General features: G+C 66.1%; 16 protein-coding genes and 1 pseudogene. 13 read left to right on the top strand and 4 right to left on the bottom strand.

From position 1 onward, the window contains the following. Positions 1–420: CPBP family intramembrane glutamic endopeptidase (locus tag AC2VOG_RS20250; RefSeq protein ID WP_486941604.1), on the top strand; the 420-nt coding region annotated here is incomplete at its 5' end. A 155-nt stretch (positions 421–575) separates the two neighbouring features. Next, positions 576–1,520, top strand: coding sequence for an LCP family protein (locus AC2VOG_RS20245; protein ID WP_486941606.1), 945 nt, complete (start codon positions 576–578; stop codon positions 1,518–1,520). A gap of 14 nt (positions 1,521–1,534) precedes the next feature. Here the strand turns inward: AC2VOG_RS20245 and AC2VOG_RS20240 are convergent, their stop codons facing one another. Together AC2VOG_RS20240 and AC2VOG_RS20235 are read right to left on the bottom strand one after the other, a co-directional pair. Further along, positions 1,535–2,359, bottom strand: coding sequence for a glycerophosphodiester phosphodiesterase (locus tag AC2VOG_RS20240; protein ID WP_486941603.1), 825 nt, complete (start codon positions 2,357–2,359; stop codon positions 1,535–1,537). Between the two features lie 4 nt (positions 2,360–2,363). Then, positions 2,364–3,293, bottom strand: coding sequence for a DUF4328 domain-containing protein (locus AC2VOG_RS20235; protein WP_486941602.1), 930 nt, complete (start codon positions 3,291–3,293; stop codon positions 2,364–2,366). Between the two features lie 1,176 nt (positions 3,294–4,469). Between AC2VOG_RS20235 and AC2VOG_RS20230 the strand changes: the two genes are divergently transcribed. The 8 genes and pseudogenes from AC2VOG_RS20230 (at position 4,470) to rraA (ending at position 9,813) form a co-directional block, all read left to right on the top strand. Further along, a complete protein-coding gene (locus AC2VOG_RS20230) occupies positions 4,470–5,093 on the top strand; it encodes a superoxide dismutase (RefSeq protein ID WP_486941601.1) in 624 nt (207 codons plus the stop codon). Between the two features lie 187 nt (positions 5,094–5,280). Next, complete coding sequence (locus AC2VOG_RS20225; RefSeq protein WP_486941600.1) at positions 5,281–5,814, top strand: peptidase; 534 nt, start codon at positions 5,281–5,283, stop codon at positions 5,812–5,814. A gap of 469 nt (positions 5,815–6,283) precedes the next feature. After that, positions 6,284–6,682 (top strand): transcriptional regulator, encoded by a 399-nt coding sequence (locus AC2VOG_RS20220; protein WP_486941599.1) that lies wholly within the window; start codon positions 6,284–6,286, stop codon positions 6,680–6,682. Positions 6,683–6,776: 94 nt separating this feature from the next. Next, positions 6,777–7,433: a DUF6474 family protein gene (locus tag AC2VOG_RS20215; RefSeq protein WP_486941598.1), complete on the top strand. Its 657-nt coding sequence runs from the start codon at positions 6,777–6,779 to the stop codon at positions 7,431–7,433. A gap of 35 nt (positions 7,434–7,468) precedes the next feature. Continuing rightward, positions 7,469–8,149, top strand: a complete 681-nt coding sequence (locus AC2VOG_RS20210) for a YcnI family copper-binding membrane protein (RefSeq protein ID WP_486941597.1) — start codon at positions 7,469–7,471, stop codon at positions 8,147–8,149. Between the two features lie 62 nt (positions 8,150–8,211). Then, entirely contained in the window at positions 8,212–8,661 is a 450-nt protein-coding gene (locus AC2VOG_RS20205; RefSeq protein ID WP_486941605.1) for a copper resistance CopC family protein, read from the top strand. A gap of 296 nt (positions 8,662–8,957) precedes the next feature. Next, positions 8,958–9,098 (top strand): annotated as a pseudogene (locus AC2VOG_RS20200) (hypothetical protein); the annotation flags it as partial. A 226-nt stretch (positions 9,099–9,324) separates the two neighbouring features. Beyond that, complete coding sequence (rraA, locus tag AC2VOG_RS20195; RefSeq protein WP_486941596.1) at positions 9,325–9,813, top strand: ribonuclease E activity regulator RraA; 489 nt, start codon at positions 9,325–9,327, stop codon at positions 9,811–9,813. Here rraA and AC2VOG_RS20190 read toward each other — a convergent pair. Beyond that, positions 9,810–11,279, bottom strand: coding sequence for a flavin-containing monooxygenase (locus tag AC2VOG_RS20190; RefSeq protein ID WP_486941595.1), 1,470 nt, complete (start codon positions 11,277–11,279; stop codon positions 9,810–9,812). The genes rraA and AC2VOG_RS20190 overlap by 4 nt on opposite strands. A gap of 77 nt (positions 11,280–11,356) precedes the next feature. On the opposite strand from AC2VOG_RS20190, the gene AC2VOG_RS20185 reads away from it, so the two are divergent. Further along, complete coding sequence (locus AC2VOG_RS20185) at positions 11,357–11,995, top strand: TetR/AcrR family transcriptional regulator (protein ID WP_486941594.1); 639 nt, start codon at positions 11,357–11,359, stop codon at positions 11,993–11,995. A gap of 218 nt (positions 11,996–12,213) precedes the next feature. Further along, positions 12,214–12,489 (top strand): hypothetical protein, encoded by a 276-nt coding sequence (locus AC2VOG_RS20180; RefSeq protein ID WP_486941593.1) that lies wholly within the window; start codon positions 12,214–12,216, stop codon positions 12,487–12,489. A gap of 78 nt (positions 12,490–12,567) precedes the next feature. Here AC2VOG_RS20180 and AC2VOG_RS20175 read toward each other — a convergent pair whose 3' ends face one another. Next, on the bottom strand, positions 12,568–12,939 hold the full coding sequence (locus AC2VOG_RS20175) for an ArsR/SmtB family transcription factor (protein WP_486941592.1): 372 nt from the start codon (positions 12,937–12,939) through the stop codon (positions 12,568–12,570). 212 nt (positions 12,940–13,151) lie between these two features. On the opposite strand from AC2VOG_RS20175, the gene AC2VOG_RS20170 reads away from it, so the two are divergent. After that, on the top strand, positions 13,152–13,416 hold a 265-nt coding region (locus tag AC2VOG_RS20170; protein WP_486941591.1), incomplete at its 3' end, for a rhodanese-like domain-containing protein.

The raw sequence follows: 13,416 nt of genomic DNA, 5'->3' as shown, positions 1-13,416 counted from the left end.
GTGATCGGCCTACCTGGGCTGGCGCTGTACCTCGCGGCGCGCGCTGCGCACCTCAACGCCTCGGTGATCCCGTCGGGGCTGGGTGACACCTGGTGGCGCGTACCGATGCTGATGCTCACCGCGTTTGCCGACGGCTGGGCCGAAGAAGTGATCGTCGTCGGCTACCTGCTCACCCGATTGGGCCAACTGGGTCTCGGGCCGCGCACGGCGCTGGTCTGGTCGAGCCTGCTGCGCGGCGCCTACCACCTCTACCAGGGCTTTGGCGCCGGCCTGGGCAACCTCGCGATGGGCCTGGTGTTCGGGTATGCCTGGCAGCGCACCGGGCGGCTGTGGCCGTTGGTGATCGCGCACGGCCTGATCGACACCGTGGCTTTCGTCGGATACGCCCTGCTGGCCGGTCACCTGCGGTGGCTGCATTGACCGCGGGCGATCAGCCCCGCCGCAAACGGCCGCCGCCGCCTGGCACGCCCCCACCGCGACCGGTGTCGCCGAATCGCCGTGCCGCCGGCCGCCGTCGACAGCCGCTGCCGGCGCCGCGCCGCGCAACGCGCCCCGCCAAGGTGTGGCTGCACGTGATGTCGTTGAGCCTGGCTGTCGCGGTGTTGCTGGTCTGCGCAGCGATCCTGGGCGGCACCCTGTGGCTGGAGACCGCCTTGCACCGCCAGTCGGCGTTGCCGGACTACGCGGGCCGACCGGCAGCCGGTGCGGGCACCACCTGGTTGCTGGTCGGCTCCGACAGCCGGCAAGGCCTGACCGCCGAGCAGCAGAAAGCGTTGGCCACCGGCGGCGACACCGGCAATGGACGAACCGACACGATCCTGCTGGTGCACGTGCCGGCGATCGGGTCGAGCGCCCCGACGGCGATGGTGTCCCTTCCCCGCGACTCCTACGTGCCGATTCCCGGCTACGGCCGCGACAAGATCAACGCCTCGTTCTCGATGGGCGGTGCGGCGCTGCTGGCTGAGACGGTCGAACAAGCCACGGGGCTCCGCATCGACCACTACGCCGAGATCGGCTTCGGCGGATTCGCCGCGCTGGTCGACGGTCTCGGCGGGGTCACCGTGTGCCCCCGGGCGGCGATCGACGACCCGTTGGCCGGCATCACCCTGCCCGCCGGGTGCCAGCGTTTGGATGGCCGCGACGCGCTCGGCTACGTCCGCAGCCGGGCCACCCCGCGGGCCGACCTGGATCGCATGGTCGACCAGCGGGAGTTCATGTCGGCGCTGCTGCACCGGGCGGTCAGCCCGACCGTCTGGCTCAACCCCTGGCGGTGGTACACCGTGCCGCATGCCGCCGTCGGCGCATTGACCGTCGACCGTGGCGATCACGTCTGGGACCTGGCCCGGCTGGCCTGGGCACTGCAGGGCTCTGCCACCGAATTGACGGTGCCGATTGGCGAATTCACCAGCACCAACGTCGGGTCGGTGGTGGTGTGGGATCACGAGAAGGCGTCCGCGCTGTTCGACGCCCTGGCCGCCGACGAGCCGATACCAGCGAACCTGCTCGGCGGGCAGCCGTAGGGCGTGAACGGGCGTTAGTGCGGGTCGGCGCCGGCCAGGCCGTCTTCCAACCACGCCTTGGCCCGGCCCGGATAGTTGGTGGCCAACCAGGCCACCCCGATGTCCCGGCAGAACCGGACGTCGTCGTAGTCGTCGACCGTCCAGCAGTACAGCGCCCGTCCCCGCGCCGCGGCGCGGTCGACGAGCTCGGGGTGCTCGCGCAGTGTCGCGAGCGACGGCCCCACCGCGGTGGCGCCGACCGTGCTGGCCGCGCTGCTCGACAGGAATCGGTGGCTGCGGCCGAGCAACACCGTCGGCAGCAGCGGCGCCGCCCGCCGGACACGCCACAGCGCCGCGGAGGAGAACGACATCACCACCGCGCGGGACCGGTCGGCGGACGCCGGCGAGGCGATGCCGAAACGATGCAGCAGAGCCAACACCTTGCTTTCGACCAGCGCACCGTAGCGGACGGGATGTTTGGTCTCGATGAAGATCTTCACCGGCCGCTTCCAGTCCAGCACCAGGGAGACCAGAGCTTCCAGCGTGAGTAGGCCGGTATCGCCGTGGGTGCCGTCGGGACGCCAACTGCCGTGCCAGGATCCGAATTCCAGTTCACTGAGCTGCGCCAGTGTCATCATGCTGACCGGGCCGGCGCCGGTGGACGTCCGATCGAGACTGCGGTCGTGCACGCAGACCAGATGCCCGTCACGGGTCAGCCGGACGTCGCATTCCACGCCGTCGGCGCCCTCGCGGAGCGCGAGATCATAGGCGGCCAGCGTGTGTTCGGGACGCGACGCAGATGCGCCGCGGTGCGCCACCACGAACGGATGCCGAGAGTCCACGTCCTCGGCGTGCGTCATATCTCTATGCTGCCGGTTCTTCACCCGGCAGCTCAACCGCTGCAGCAGATTCCACCTCGGGGACGTCGCCATCGGGCACGATCACCCACCGATGGGCGGGGCGCGCGACCGGCCTGCGCTCGAACACCTCGAACAGCTTCGACGTCGCCAGCACCGCCGCCAGCGCGATCACGTAGGCGACGATCATCGCCACGGTGTTGTTGGCGATGCCCTGGGAGTCCTGCGCCCCGCTGGTGATCGACGCGAAAGCCGACGTCACGCTGCTGGTCAGCCACAGCAGCCACCAGCCCCAGATCACCGTGCGGAATTGGTCGTAGTGGTCCTCGACCTTGGCCAACTCGACGACGTAGACCAGCGCCCACACCGACGCCAGCAACGGCAGACAGCAGAACGTCACGCAAGCGGCCATCAACACCCAGCTGGCCGAGTGGCCCGTCGTCGCCGCAACCACGGCGAAGGAGATAGCCAACACCACCGCGGCCGAGGGCGGCAGCAACGTGCCCGCCCACAACGCCCGGCTGCTACGGGATTCCGAGCGGCCCGCATGCTCGAACGCCGCCGCACGCCGAGCGATCAGCCACCGGGTCAGCAAATAAGCCACCGTCATCACCGCGGCGATGGCCGCCAGGCTCGCCAGCACGCTGAGCAGCGCCGCGGCGTCGGCGACCAACCAATTCAGCAGGGTGTTGCGGTTGATGACCAGAAGTAGGTAGCGCAGCAGATGCACCACGGCTGCCGTACCCAAGGCAACCGAGGCGACGAAGATGGCGCTGCGGATCCGTTCGGGGGTCGGCGTCTGCCGACGGACCCGGCGGGGGCCACTGTCGTGGTCGACGCGGTCGGCCAGGCCCCAGCGCGGAATCGCGGTGTAGCGGGGAGTCGGGCCGAGCGGGCGGCGACGACGACGCGGCGGTGGCGGCGGGCCGGGACGCACGGCGATCCATCGATACCCCGGTGGCAACCGGGGTGCATTTCGCGGGCCTGCGCCCCACCCGGCGGTGGAAACCGGTTGCGCCGGCCGCGGTGCCTCTGGCGCCAATAGCGTCCCGTTGCAGCGGGGGCACCACGACCGCTGCTTGTCGCGGACATTCCAGCGGGTGCCGCACTGGGAGCACGCTTGAATCACGGGCACTGCTCCTCGTCATCGCGGCATTCGGCGTCGTGGACAGCGCGAATCATCAGACCAGCGTAGCGGCGCGACCGCGGGACCACTCGCCATCCTCGCGCTCATCCCAGCAACACTTCGTTCGGCCTAAATTCGGCGAGCAGTCATCCCCTGGTGGTGTGCGCGTTGGGCGGCTCTGCGCCCGCGCCGTCGATAAAGACCCACCCAGACCCCACTCCCTAGCAGGTGCCGTTCAGCTAAAACCGGCTATGCACAGTTTCCACAGGTTTATCCACAGGGGGTCGCCGGGCGCCATCGCAGCATTGCGGCACGGTGATGGCCTCGTGCCGGGTGGCGCGGTGTGGATAACCGGTGGCCGTCACCAGATCGTGATCGACAGGCCAGCTGTCACTCAGCGAATCCTTAGTCGACCTCATGGTGTGCCCGCGCCGCGCAGCTGTGGGGGATGTCACAGCGCTCGCAACCGTGTCGCTGCACGGCCACCGTGACGGACATCGGGCTATTCAGCACGCGGAGAACAAAATCGCCAGCAACAATTCGCTGGTCAGCCCGCCGCCGTCGGGTCAATTTCCCCAGCGGTGCACAAGGGGTTATGATCGCGGTCACCGAGATCACTTGTGACTCATCTCACTGGGGGAGCAGTTGGACAAGCAAGCCAGAGCCGCCCGATGACGACGCAGCCCTTCGGACCGCAGTCGGCAACGTCGTCGTCGCACTGGAACACGTCGTCAGCCTCGTGCAATCGCTCCTACTTGCTCGCCGGCTTGCGCGCTGGCGTGATCGCCCTGGTTTTACTTGCAGTGCTCGCCCTCATCGTCTGGTTCTGATGCCGCGCGTTGGGGTACTCCCAACCACGCAACCGTTTCTTGCGGCGCGCGCGACGATAGAGCAGGGTTGATCGAGACAACACCGACCCGCCGCCACCCGCCTGCGAGCGGCCCGTCAGAGTAGACCAGAAACCGATTATCACCAGGAAGGAACCGCGTGTCTGATTACACCTTGCCCGATTTGGACTGGGACTACGGAGCCCTGGAACCCCACATCTCCGGCGCGATCAACGAACTTCACCACGACAAGCACCACGCCGCCTACGTCAAGGGTGCCAACGACGCACTTGCGAAGCTCGAAGAGTCGCGGTCCAAAGATGACCACTCGGCCATTCTGCTCTACGAGAAGAACCTGGCTTTCAACCTCGGCGGCCATGTCAACCACGTCGTGTGGTGGAAGATCTTGTCCCCCAACGGCGGTGACAAGCCCACCGGTGATCTCGCCGCCGCCATCGACGACGCCTTTGGATCCTTCGACAAATTCCGGGCACAGTTCAGCGCGGCGGCCAACGGCATCCAGGGTTCGGGCTGGGCGGTGCTGGCGTATGACAGCTTGGGCGACAAGCTGCTGACCTTCCAGGTCTACGACCACCAGACCAACTTCCCGCTGGGCGTTGTGCCCATCCTGCTGCTGGATATGTGGGAGCACGCGTTCTACCTGGACTACAAGAACGTCAAGGCCGACTACACCAAGGCGTTCTGGAACGTGGTGAACTGGGACGAGGTGCAGAAGCGTTACACCGAAGCCACCTCGAAGGCAAAGCATCTGATCGCCAACTGAACTCAGCTCACAGTCGGGGCGTCGCGCTTTCGCGGCGCCCCGACTGTGTGTTTCGGCTGTGTCTCTTTTTCGACCTCATCGCAGCCCAGCGCCCGTGTCCGCTTGCGCAGGTCGCCGGGCTGCCGCATGCTGAGCGGATCGACCCACCGGCGTATCGCGGATACCCGAATTCATGGCGGAGGGCGAAATGGACAGTGCTGCAGGGCGGGCCGTCGAAGTGGCCCCCTTCCATTCTCATGGCGCCCTGAAGGGCTTTGTGATCTCCGGCCGCTGGCCCGATTCGACCAAAGAGTGGGCTCAGCTGTTGATGGTTGCTGTCCGAGTGGCATCATTGCCCGGATTGCTTGCCACCACAACGGTATTCGGCGTCCGCGAGGAACTCCCGGAAGTGCCCGTCCCCGGCACGGTCGGACTAGTGCTCGCCGAAGGCCCGGTTGTCGGCGAATCCGCGATCCGGCCGGGCTACTTCGCCGACCATCAGCCGCCCGCACTGTTGATGCTGCACCCTCCATCAGAGACGACACCCTCGCTGCCGGAGTGCACGGGTGCGGCGTCGGGGTGCGTGCTGTTACCCGGTTTGCCGCACCTGGGCCTTGAACACCGAGCGGCGTGGGTTGAGGCGGAGGCCGACGGCACCATCACGTCGATGGTCAGCCGCGTCGGTGTCGACCCCATCAGCCACCCGGACACAGCAATCTTGGCGATGCTGCTCGCCGCATAGCCGTACCAATGACCCGCAATTGCGGGCGTCAGCACCAGGCCGGGTTTCCTGAGCCGCCGATCGCGTCGACCGATCCTCTGGACTGGCCGTCCGACATGCGCCTAATATCGTCCCGGTACAGGTCGGTGGATGTCGGCCCACGGACCTGTGTACGGCGCCCTACAGCAAATTGACTTCGGGCCGAGGAGGTACCCTGCGCAGGTAGCCACCGGTTCACCCCATGGCCATACGCGGATCGCCAATAGTCCTTCAAGCGATGAATGCTTACATAATTTACTTAATAATTTGTGTGTATTCGCTGGATAGCGCCACTAGCCGGCGGAGCCCCCGGACCCCGCGCCCACAAATACCGGACGCGTCAATTTTCTTCGGCCTTTAGACTTGGTTGCGGCGAGAACTCTCGCTACGATGATCAGCAAATACTTTGAGGCAATTCACTATCTACCTGAGTTTGGTGGAGGTCATATCGATGAGTACGACGTTTTCCGCCCGCCTGAACCGCCTGTTCGACTCGGTTTACCCACCTGGGCGGGGCCCCCACACTTCTGCTGAAGTCATCGCGGCGCTCAAGGCGGAGGGAGTCACGATGTCGGCTCCGTATCTGTCTCAGCTACGTTCCGGCAACCGCACTAACCCGTCGTCGACCACCATGGCGGCGCTGGCCAATTTTTTTCGGATCAAACCCGCCTACTTCACCGACGACGCGTACTACGAGAAGTTGGACAAAGAACTGGCGTGGTTGCTGGTCATGCGCGATGAGGGAGTTCGACGGATCGCGATGGCCGCCAGCGAGCTTTCCGCGGAGTCCAGGGAGGACATCGTCCATCGTGTGGAAGAGCTGCGCCGCAAGGAGCACCTGGACGCCTGACGGCGGCCCGGCCAACCGGCACGGTTAGGGTGAGCCCATCGATGCCGGACCGGCACCGCGACAGTCGATGAGATCCCGGGGAGGTAGTGCGCGAATGGCCCTGTTCGGCAGGCGGAAAACCCGCGCGACCCGGCGCGCCGAGGCTCGCGCGATCAAGGCGAAAGCCAAGCTCGAAGCCAAACTGGCGGCCAAGCACGAGGTCCGCCGCTTCAAAGCCGCGCAGAAGGCCGAGACCAAAGCGCTTCGAGAAAAATTGAAGTCGCAACGCGCGAGCGATCACACCGCGTTGAAGGTGGCCGAAGCCAACCTGAAAGCGGCACGCGAGGGAAAACTGCTCTCACCGACGCGCATTCGTCGGCTGCTGACCGTGTCACGCCTGCTCGCACCGATCCTGGTGCCGGTTGCCTATCGCCTCGCCGTCGCCGCACGCGGGTTGATCGACCAGCGCCGCGCCGATCAACTCGGCGTCCCGTTGGCCCAGATCGGCCAGTTCTCCGGCACCGGTGGCCGGCTCTCCGCCCGCGTCGCCGGTGCCGAGCAGTCGTTGCGGTCCGTTCAGCAAAGCAAGCCCAAGGATGCCGAAACTCAACAGTTCGTCGCGGCAATCTCCGCACGGCTGGGCGATCTGGCAGCCGCCGTCACGGCGGCCGAGCACATGCCAGCCGCTCGTCGGCGGGGTGCCCACGCCGCGATCACCCGCCAACTCGACGAAGTCGATGCCGACCTGATGGCACGACTCGGATTGACCTGAAACCGGCCCCTTCCCAGACAGGAGCTGCTAGCCCGATGTTTTCTTCCCGCAAGATCGTGGGCCGAAGCCTGATCGGATCGGCCGTCACCGCCCTGCTCTTGCTCGGTCCGGCCGCCGTGGCGTCCGCGCATATTCAAGCCAGCAGCGCGGACGCGAGCCGCGGCGGCTATGCCACCGTCAGCTTCCAGGTGGCCAACGAGTCGACGACCAAGGCGGCCACCACAGCGCTCACCATAGATCTGCCCGATGTCACGGCGGTGCAGACCGAGGTGAAGCCCGGGTGGACGGCCAAGCTCAACCGCGAGGGCGACAAGGTCCGTTCGGTTACCTGGACCGCGGCGCCCGACGGCGGAATTCCGGTCGGCCAATTCGACGTCTTCCGGATCACCGCCAAGCTTCCCGATGCCGACTCGGTCAGCTTCCCGGCGATCCAGACTTACGCCGACGGAGTCGTGGTGAAGTGGGACCAGGCGGCCCTGCCCGGCGGCGCCGAACCGGAACATCCCGCGCCGACGCTGACGCTGACCGACCATTCGACCCCGAAGTCTGACCAGCACGCGAGCCCGACCACGTCGGTCGCCCCTTCCGTCAGCGCAACCCCGGCCGAGCCGCAGCCCCGCAAGGTGGTGGACAACACCAGCCGAATTCTGGCCGGGGCAGCACTGCTCGTCGGCGCCCTCGGCGTCGGTCTCGCGTTGATCGTGCGTCGGCCGTGATTCTTCGAGTCCACCTCGTCATCGCGGCACTGCTACTGTCCGCGGCCACGTTCGCCGCGACGATGACGGCGGGCGCCGCCGGCGCCCACGCGGCCCGGGTGTCGGTCGACCCGGCGGAAAACGCTGCTGTCAGCACCGCGCCGGCTCGGGTGAGCGCGACCTTCAACGAGGACCTGCAGACCACATTCGCGGCGATGACGGTGGTCGGCCCCGACGGCAATCTGTGGATGTCGGGCGACCCACAGGTGCACGGAACGGTCGTCAGCGTCGGTCTGCGCCCGCTGGGCCCAGTTGGCAACTACACGGTCAACTACCGGGTGACCTCCGCCGATGGCCATGTCGTCACGGGGTCGTGGTCGTTCCGGTTGACGGTGGCGGGAACCGGAACGCCCGGTCCGGCGGTGAGTCCCACCAGCCACTCACCCGCCGAGCTCCCGATCTGGCCTTTCGTACTGGGCGCTGTGATCCTGGTCGGCGGCGGAGCGCTGTGGGCCCTGCGTAACAGGACCTGACCGGGTCGGATCATCGACCGCCAACCCACCTTCACGACACTGGCATGATGGGTTTCGACCCTCCTCCGGTGCACGCGACGAGAAACGGCAAAGGAGCTCCCCGGATGGCATACCCGCAGGATCGCCCGCACGACACGCCCGACCCCGCGCCTGAACCGCCGTTGCGCGCGCCCAACCCGCCCGGGGCGCCAGTCGACACGACGCCCGCCGGCCCGGCTGCCCAGGCCGCAGAGAAACCGGCCGCAGAGAAACCGGCCGCAGAGAAACCGGCCCAAAAAGCGGCGGCCCAAAAAGCGGCCAAGAAAGCCGCCCCGGCGAAAGCGGCCAAGAAGCAGCCCCCCGCCAAGAAGTCGGCGGCGAACAAGGCACCCGCGAAAAAGGCACCAGCAAAGAAGGCACCAGCAAAGAAGGCCGTCGCGAAAAAGGTCGCTCCGGCCACGCCGGAATCCAACGGACATCTCGCTGCCGCCGCCAAAGATGCCGCAGCGCACGCGAAGTCGACGGTTGAGGCGGCTGGTAACCCGCTGCCCACCCGAGCTGCCCCGGCGGCGGCCGGCCGGTCCCCGGTGCCGTTGGCGGTGGCCATCGCGATCAGTATGTTGGCGGTGCTACTGGTGTGGCGACTCCGCCGAGACCATGAGTGACCAGACAAAACATAGCCCGGTGACTGCGATATTCCGTCCCACCGCCGACCTCGTGGACGACATCGGGCCCGACGTCCGCAGCTGCGACCTCCAATTTCGCCAATTCGGCGGTCACACCGAATTCGCCGGGCCGATCAGCACCGTGCGCTGCCACCAGGACAATGCGCTGTTGAAGTCGGTGCTGTCCGAGGCCGGCGATGGTGGCGTGCTGGTGATTGACGGCGGCGGCTCACTTCACACGGCACTGGTGGGCGACGTGATCGCCGATCTGGCCCGCAGTAACGGCTGGGCCGGGCTGATCGTCAACGGCGCGGTACGTGACGCCGCCGCGCTGCGTGGCCTCGCACTCGGTATCAAGGCGCTGGGCACCAACCCGCGCAAAAGCAGCAAGACCGGCGCCGGACAACGCGACCTCGCGGTCAGCCTCGGCGGAGTGGAGTTCGTCCCGGGCGACATCGCCTACAGCGACGATGACGGCATTGTCATCGTCGCTGCGGCGAACAGCTAGACCGACAGGGCGGCAGGCTTTTTGGCGAACTGCAGCGCCTCGTCGTCGACCTTGCCGCGACGGATGAGCTGTAGATCCATGAAGTAGTTCTGCTTGAGCCGCCACGGGGATACGTGACCGGCCTTGGGTAGGTAATCCAGCGCGCGCAGCACATAGCCGGGGGTGAAGTCCATCAGCGGACGCTCGTCGACGGAGTCGCCCGGATGCTGCGGCACCACGGTCGCATAGCCGTTGTCGTCCATGTAATTCAGCAGGCGGCAGACGAACTCCGACACCAGGTCGGCCTTGAGCGTCCAGGACGCGTTGGTGTAGCCGATGGTGAACGCCATGTTCGGCAGGCCGGTCAGCATCATGCCTTTGAACGCCATGGTGTCGTTGAGGTCGACGTCCTCGCCATTGCGGCGGATCTGCGCACCACCGAACAGCTGCAGGTTCAAACCCGTTGCGGTGATGATGATGTCGGCCTCTAGCTCGTTGCCGGAGCCGAGCTTGATGCCGGTCTTGGTGAATCGGTCGATGGTGTCGGTGACGACGTCGGCCTGGCCGTTGCGAATGGTCTTGAACAGATCGCCGTTGGGCGCCAGGCACAGTCGCTGGTCCCATGGGTTGTAGCTCGGGCCGAAGTGCTTTTCGACGTCATAGCCTTTGGGCAGGCGATGCTTGGCCATGGTCAGCAGGGTCTTGCGCATCTGCTTCGGGAACTTGCGGGCGAACTGATACTGCATGGTGCTGAAGGCGATCCACCGCCAGCGGGTGGCGACGTTGGCCGCACGTGCCGGCAACAGCCTTTTCGCCTGCTCGGCGAACGGGTCCTGCAACGGCAGAGACCCGATGTAGCTCGGCGTGCGCTGCAGCATGGTCACATGCCCGGCGCCGGTCTTCACCAGCGACGGGATCAGCGTGATCGAGGTGGCACCGGATCCGATGACCACGATTTTCTTGCCGGCGTAGTCCAGGTCCTCCGGCCAGTGCTGCGGATGGATGGTGGTGCCCTCGAAGTCGTCGTAGCCCTCGAACTTCGGCAGGTAGCCCTCGTCGTAGTTGTAGTAACCGCTGCAGGCGAACAGGAACGAGCAGGTGAGCTCTTCGGTGTGGCCGTCATTGTCGACGGTCAGCGTCCACTGGTTCTCGGCGTCCGACCACTCGGCGGCCACTACCTTCTGGCGGTAGCGGATGTTCTTGTCGATGCCGTTCTCGGTGGCGGCCTCTTTGATGTAGGCCTTGATCGAGGCACCGTCGGCGATCGATGTCGACGATTCCCACGGCTTGAACCGGAACCCCAGGGTGAACATGTCCGAGTCGGAGCGGATCCCGGGGTATTTGAACAGGTCCCAGGTGCCGCCGAGGTCGGCACGGCGCTCGAGGATGGCGTAACTCTTGGACGGGCAACGGTCCTGCAGGTGCCAGGCCGCGCTGATGCCGGAGATGCCGGCTCCGACGATCACAACATCGAGATGCTCAGTCATGGCCGACAGGTTATCAACGGCGTGTTGATTTGGTCAACAGGCTGTCGACTCTTTCGACACCGTGTAAAGTAGGCCGGGTGGCGACTGTCGACTCCAACCGCACCTCGCGAGGGCGCCGCTCGGTGCGCCCGTCCGGCGACGACCGTGAACTGGCCATTCTGACTACGGCCGAAAAGCTCCTCGAACACCGGCCGCTGGCCGACATCTCGGTCGACGACCTGGCCAAAGGTGCCGGCATTTCGCGGCCGACCTTCTACTTCTATTACCCGTCGAAGGACGCGGTGCTGCTGACGTTGTTCGAGCGGGTGATCGTCGAAGCCGATTCGGCGCTGGAAGGCATGGTCGCCAATCCCCCGGCCGACCTGAAAACTTTGTGGCGTACCGGCATCAACGTTTTTGTCGAGACCTTCGGGTCGCACCGCGCTGTCTCGTTGGCAGCTGATTCCGCGCGCACCAACGCCGACGTTCGCACGTTGTGGTCGCGGTTCATGGAGAAGTGGGTCGGCCATATCGCGCTGGTGATCGAATCCGAGCGGGCCCGCGGTGCGGCGCCGGTGACGCTACCGGCCAACGAACTCTCGGCGGCGCTGAACCTGCTCAACGAGAAGGTGATGTTGAGTTCGTTCGCCGACGACCGGCCGTCGGTGCCCCGCGAGCGGGTTCTCGAGACCCTGGTGCACATCTGGACGAGCAGCATCTACGGCAAACAGGTCTAGGTGGCTGGTGGCCGCGTCAGCCAGCATGCGCGGGATCACGTTGCCGGCATGCCCGACCACATCGTCGCCGCGGAACTCAACTCGAAGACTCTTGAACCAATCCGGAGTAGATTGCATTTGAAGCGAAGTCAGTCACATCAGCGGAGGGCGCACCTCGCATGTCTGCACCAAAGGAAAACTCCGAGATCTCACGGACACATCTGGCTGAGCATGAGAAAGTGGCCGAGGCGCACTTGCGAGAGCATCGCGAGTTGGCGGACAGCCACCTCGCGGAGCTCCGGGCCCTCACAGACCGGCATTTGGCCGAGCATCGCGACATCGCTAACCAGACTGATGCGTCTCCCAGCGACTACGAGTCATTGGCCGCGCGGCACATGGCTGAGCACCGAAAGCTCACTGAGCGACTGGTGCGCGACCATCAAGCGTTAGCTGACCGTCATCTGGCCGAATTGGACGAACTTCGGGCACGCCATTCGCGCGAACATGCGGGGTAACTGAACCCCTCACGCGGGCAGGCATCGTCGGTCTTCGGCGCATGACGGAGGCTGCCAACCCCAACCCGCCGGGCCTGCTTAGCGTGCATCGCCCTTCGGCGAGGCCGGCCCCACCGCCCGGCGAATCTCGGCCAGCCGTTCTTCACAGATGCGATAGAAGACCCAGCTTCCGCGACGCTCCCTGGTGACCAGACCAGCCTCGTGCAGGATCTTCGCGTGGTAGCTCACACTCGGTTGGGAGATACCCAGTGAGCCGGTCAGGTCGTAGCCGCATTCCCCGCCCGGTTTGGATCTGAGCAGTCCGAGGAGTTGAACTCTGGTCGGGTCGGCCAGGGCCTTGAACAGCTTGGCGATCCGTTCGGCCTCGTCGCGGGACATGGCATCGTCCAGCATCGGATAGCGCCCGATGTCTGGGGCCTCGCCGCTATCGGTGCCGTACCCGTTGGTCACGGGGCCTTCCCCCAGCCTGGCATATAAAGATATTGACATCTCTTGAAAAGAGGCGCAACGTACCAGCAAACGTCCCTTGTGTCTGCCGATCGGAGACCCGCGTGTCCGAACCCCTGATTACCGTCCCGCTGTTGCGGATCGGTCTCGGACGGGTCCGACCGGTGCAGAAAGTCGGCGTGCCGGCCCGGGAAGCAGGCTGAGGGCCGACTACCGTGACCTACCGAAATCCTGAAGCCCTGGCCGCACCTGAGTGGCTCGCCGGGCGTCTCGACGATCCGTCGGTCCGGGTGGTGGATGCTCGCTTCGCCATCCGGGCCACCACCGGGGGTGCGTTGGTAGGCGTCGGCGAGCGGGACGCCTACCGCGAGGCTCACATTCCGGGCGCGGTGTTCGTCGACGTGATGAGCGACCTCTCGGATCCCGATGACCCGTCCGTGGTGGTGCCGCCGGAGCCGTTCGAGGAACTGATGGGTCGCC

The organism is Mycobacterium sp. TH-M11, from assembly GCF_057473725.1.
This window is presented reverse-complemented; position numbering and strand designations above follow the sequence as displayed.

Excerpts from the sequence above, each read along its gene's own strand:
- AC2VOG_RS20245 (WP_486941606.1), top strand. The coding sequence starts at position 576 with ATGTCGTTGAGCCTGGCTGTCGCGGTGTTGCTGGTCTGCGCAGCGATC.
- AC2VOG_RS20240 (WP_486941603.1), bottom strand. The coding sequence starts at position 2,359 with ATGACGCACGCCGAGGACGTGGACTCTCGGCATCCGTTCGTGGTGGCG.
- AC2VOG_RS20220 (WP_486941599.1), top strand. The coding sequence starts at position 6,284 with ATGAGTACGACGTTTTCCGCCCGCCTGAACCGCCTGTTCGACTCGGTT.
- AC2VOG_RS20190 (WP_486941595.1), bottom strand. The coding sequence starts at position 11,279 with ATGACTGAGCATCTCGATGTTGTGATCGTCGGAGCCGGCATCTCCGGC.
- AC2VOG_RS20210 (WP_486941597.1), top strand. The coding sequence starts at position 7,469 with ATGTTTTCTTCCCGCAAGATCGTGGGCCGAAGCCTGATCGGATCGGCC.
- AC2VOG_RS20215 (WP_486941598.1), top strand. The coding sequence starts at position 6,777 with ATGGCCCTGTTCGGCAGGCGGAAAACCCGCGCGACCCGGCGCGCCGAG.
- AC2VOG_RS20225 (WP_486941600.1), top strand. The coding sequence starts at position 5,281 with ATGGACAGTGCTGCAGGGCGGGCCGTCGAAGTGGCCCCCTTCCATTCT.
- AC2VOG_RS20205 (WP_486941605.1), top strand. The coding sequence starts at position 8,212 with ATGACGGCGGGCGCCGCCGGCGCCCACGCGGCCCGGGTGTCGGTCGAC.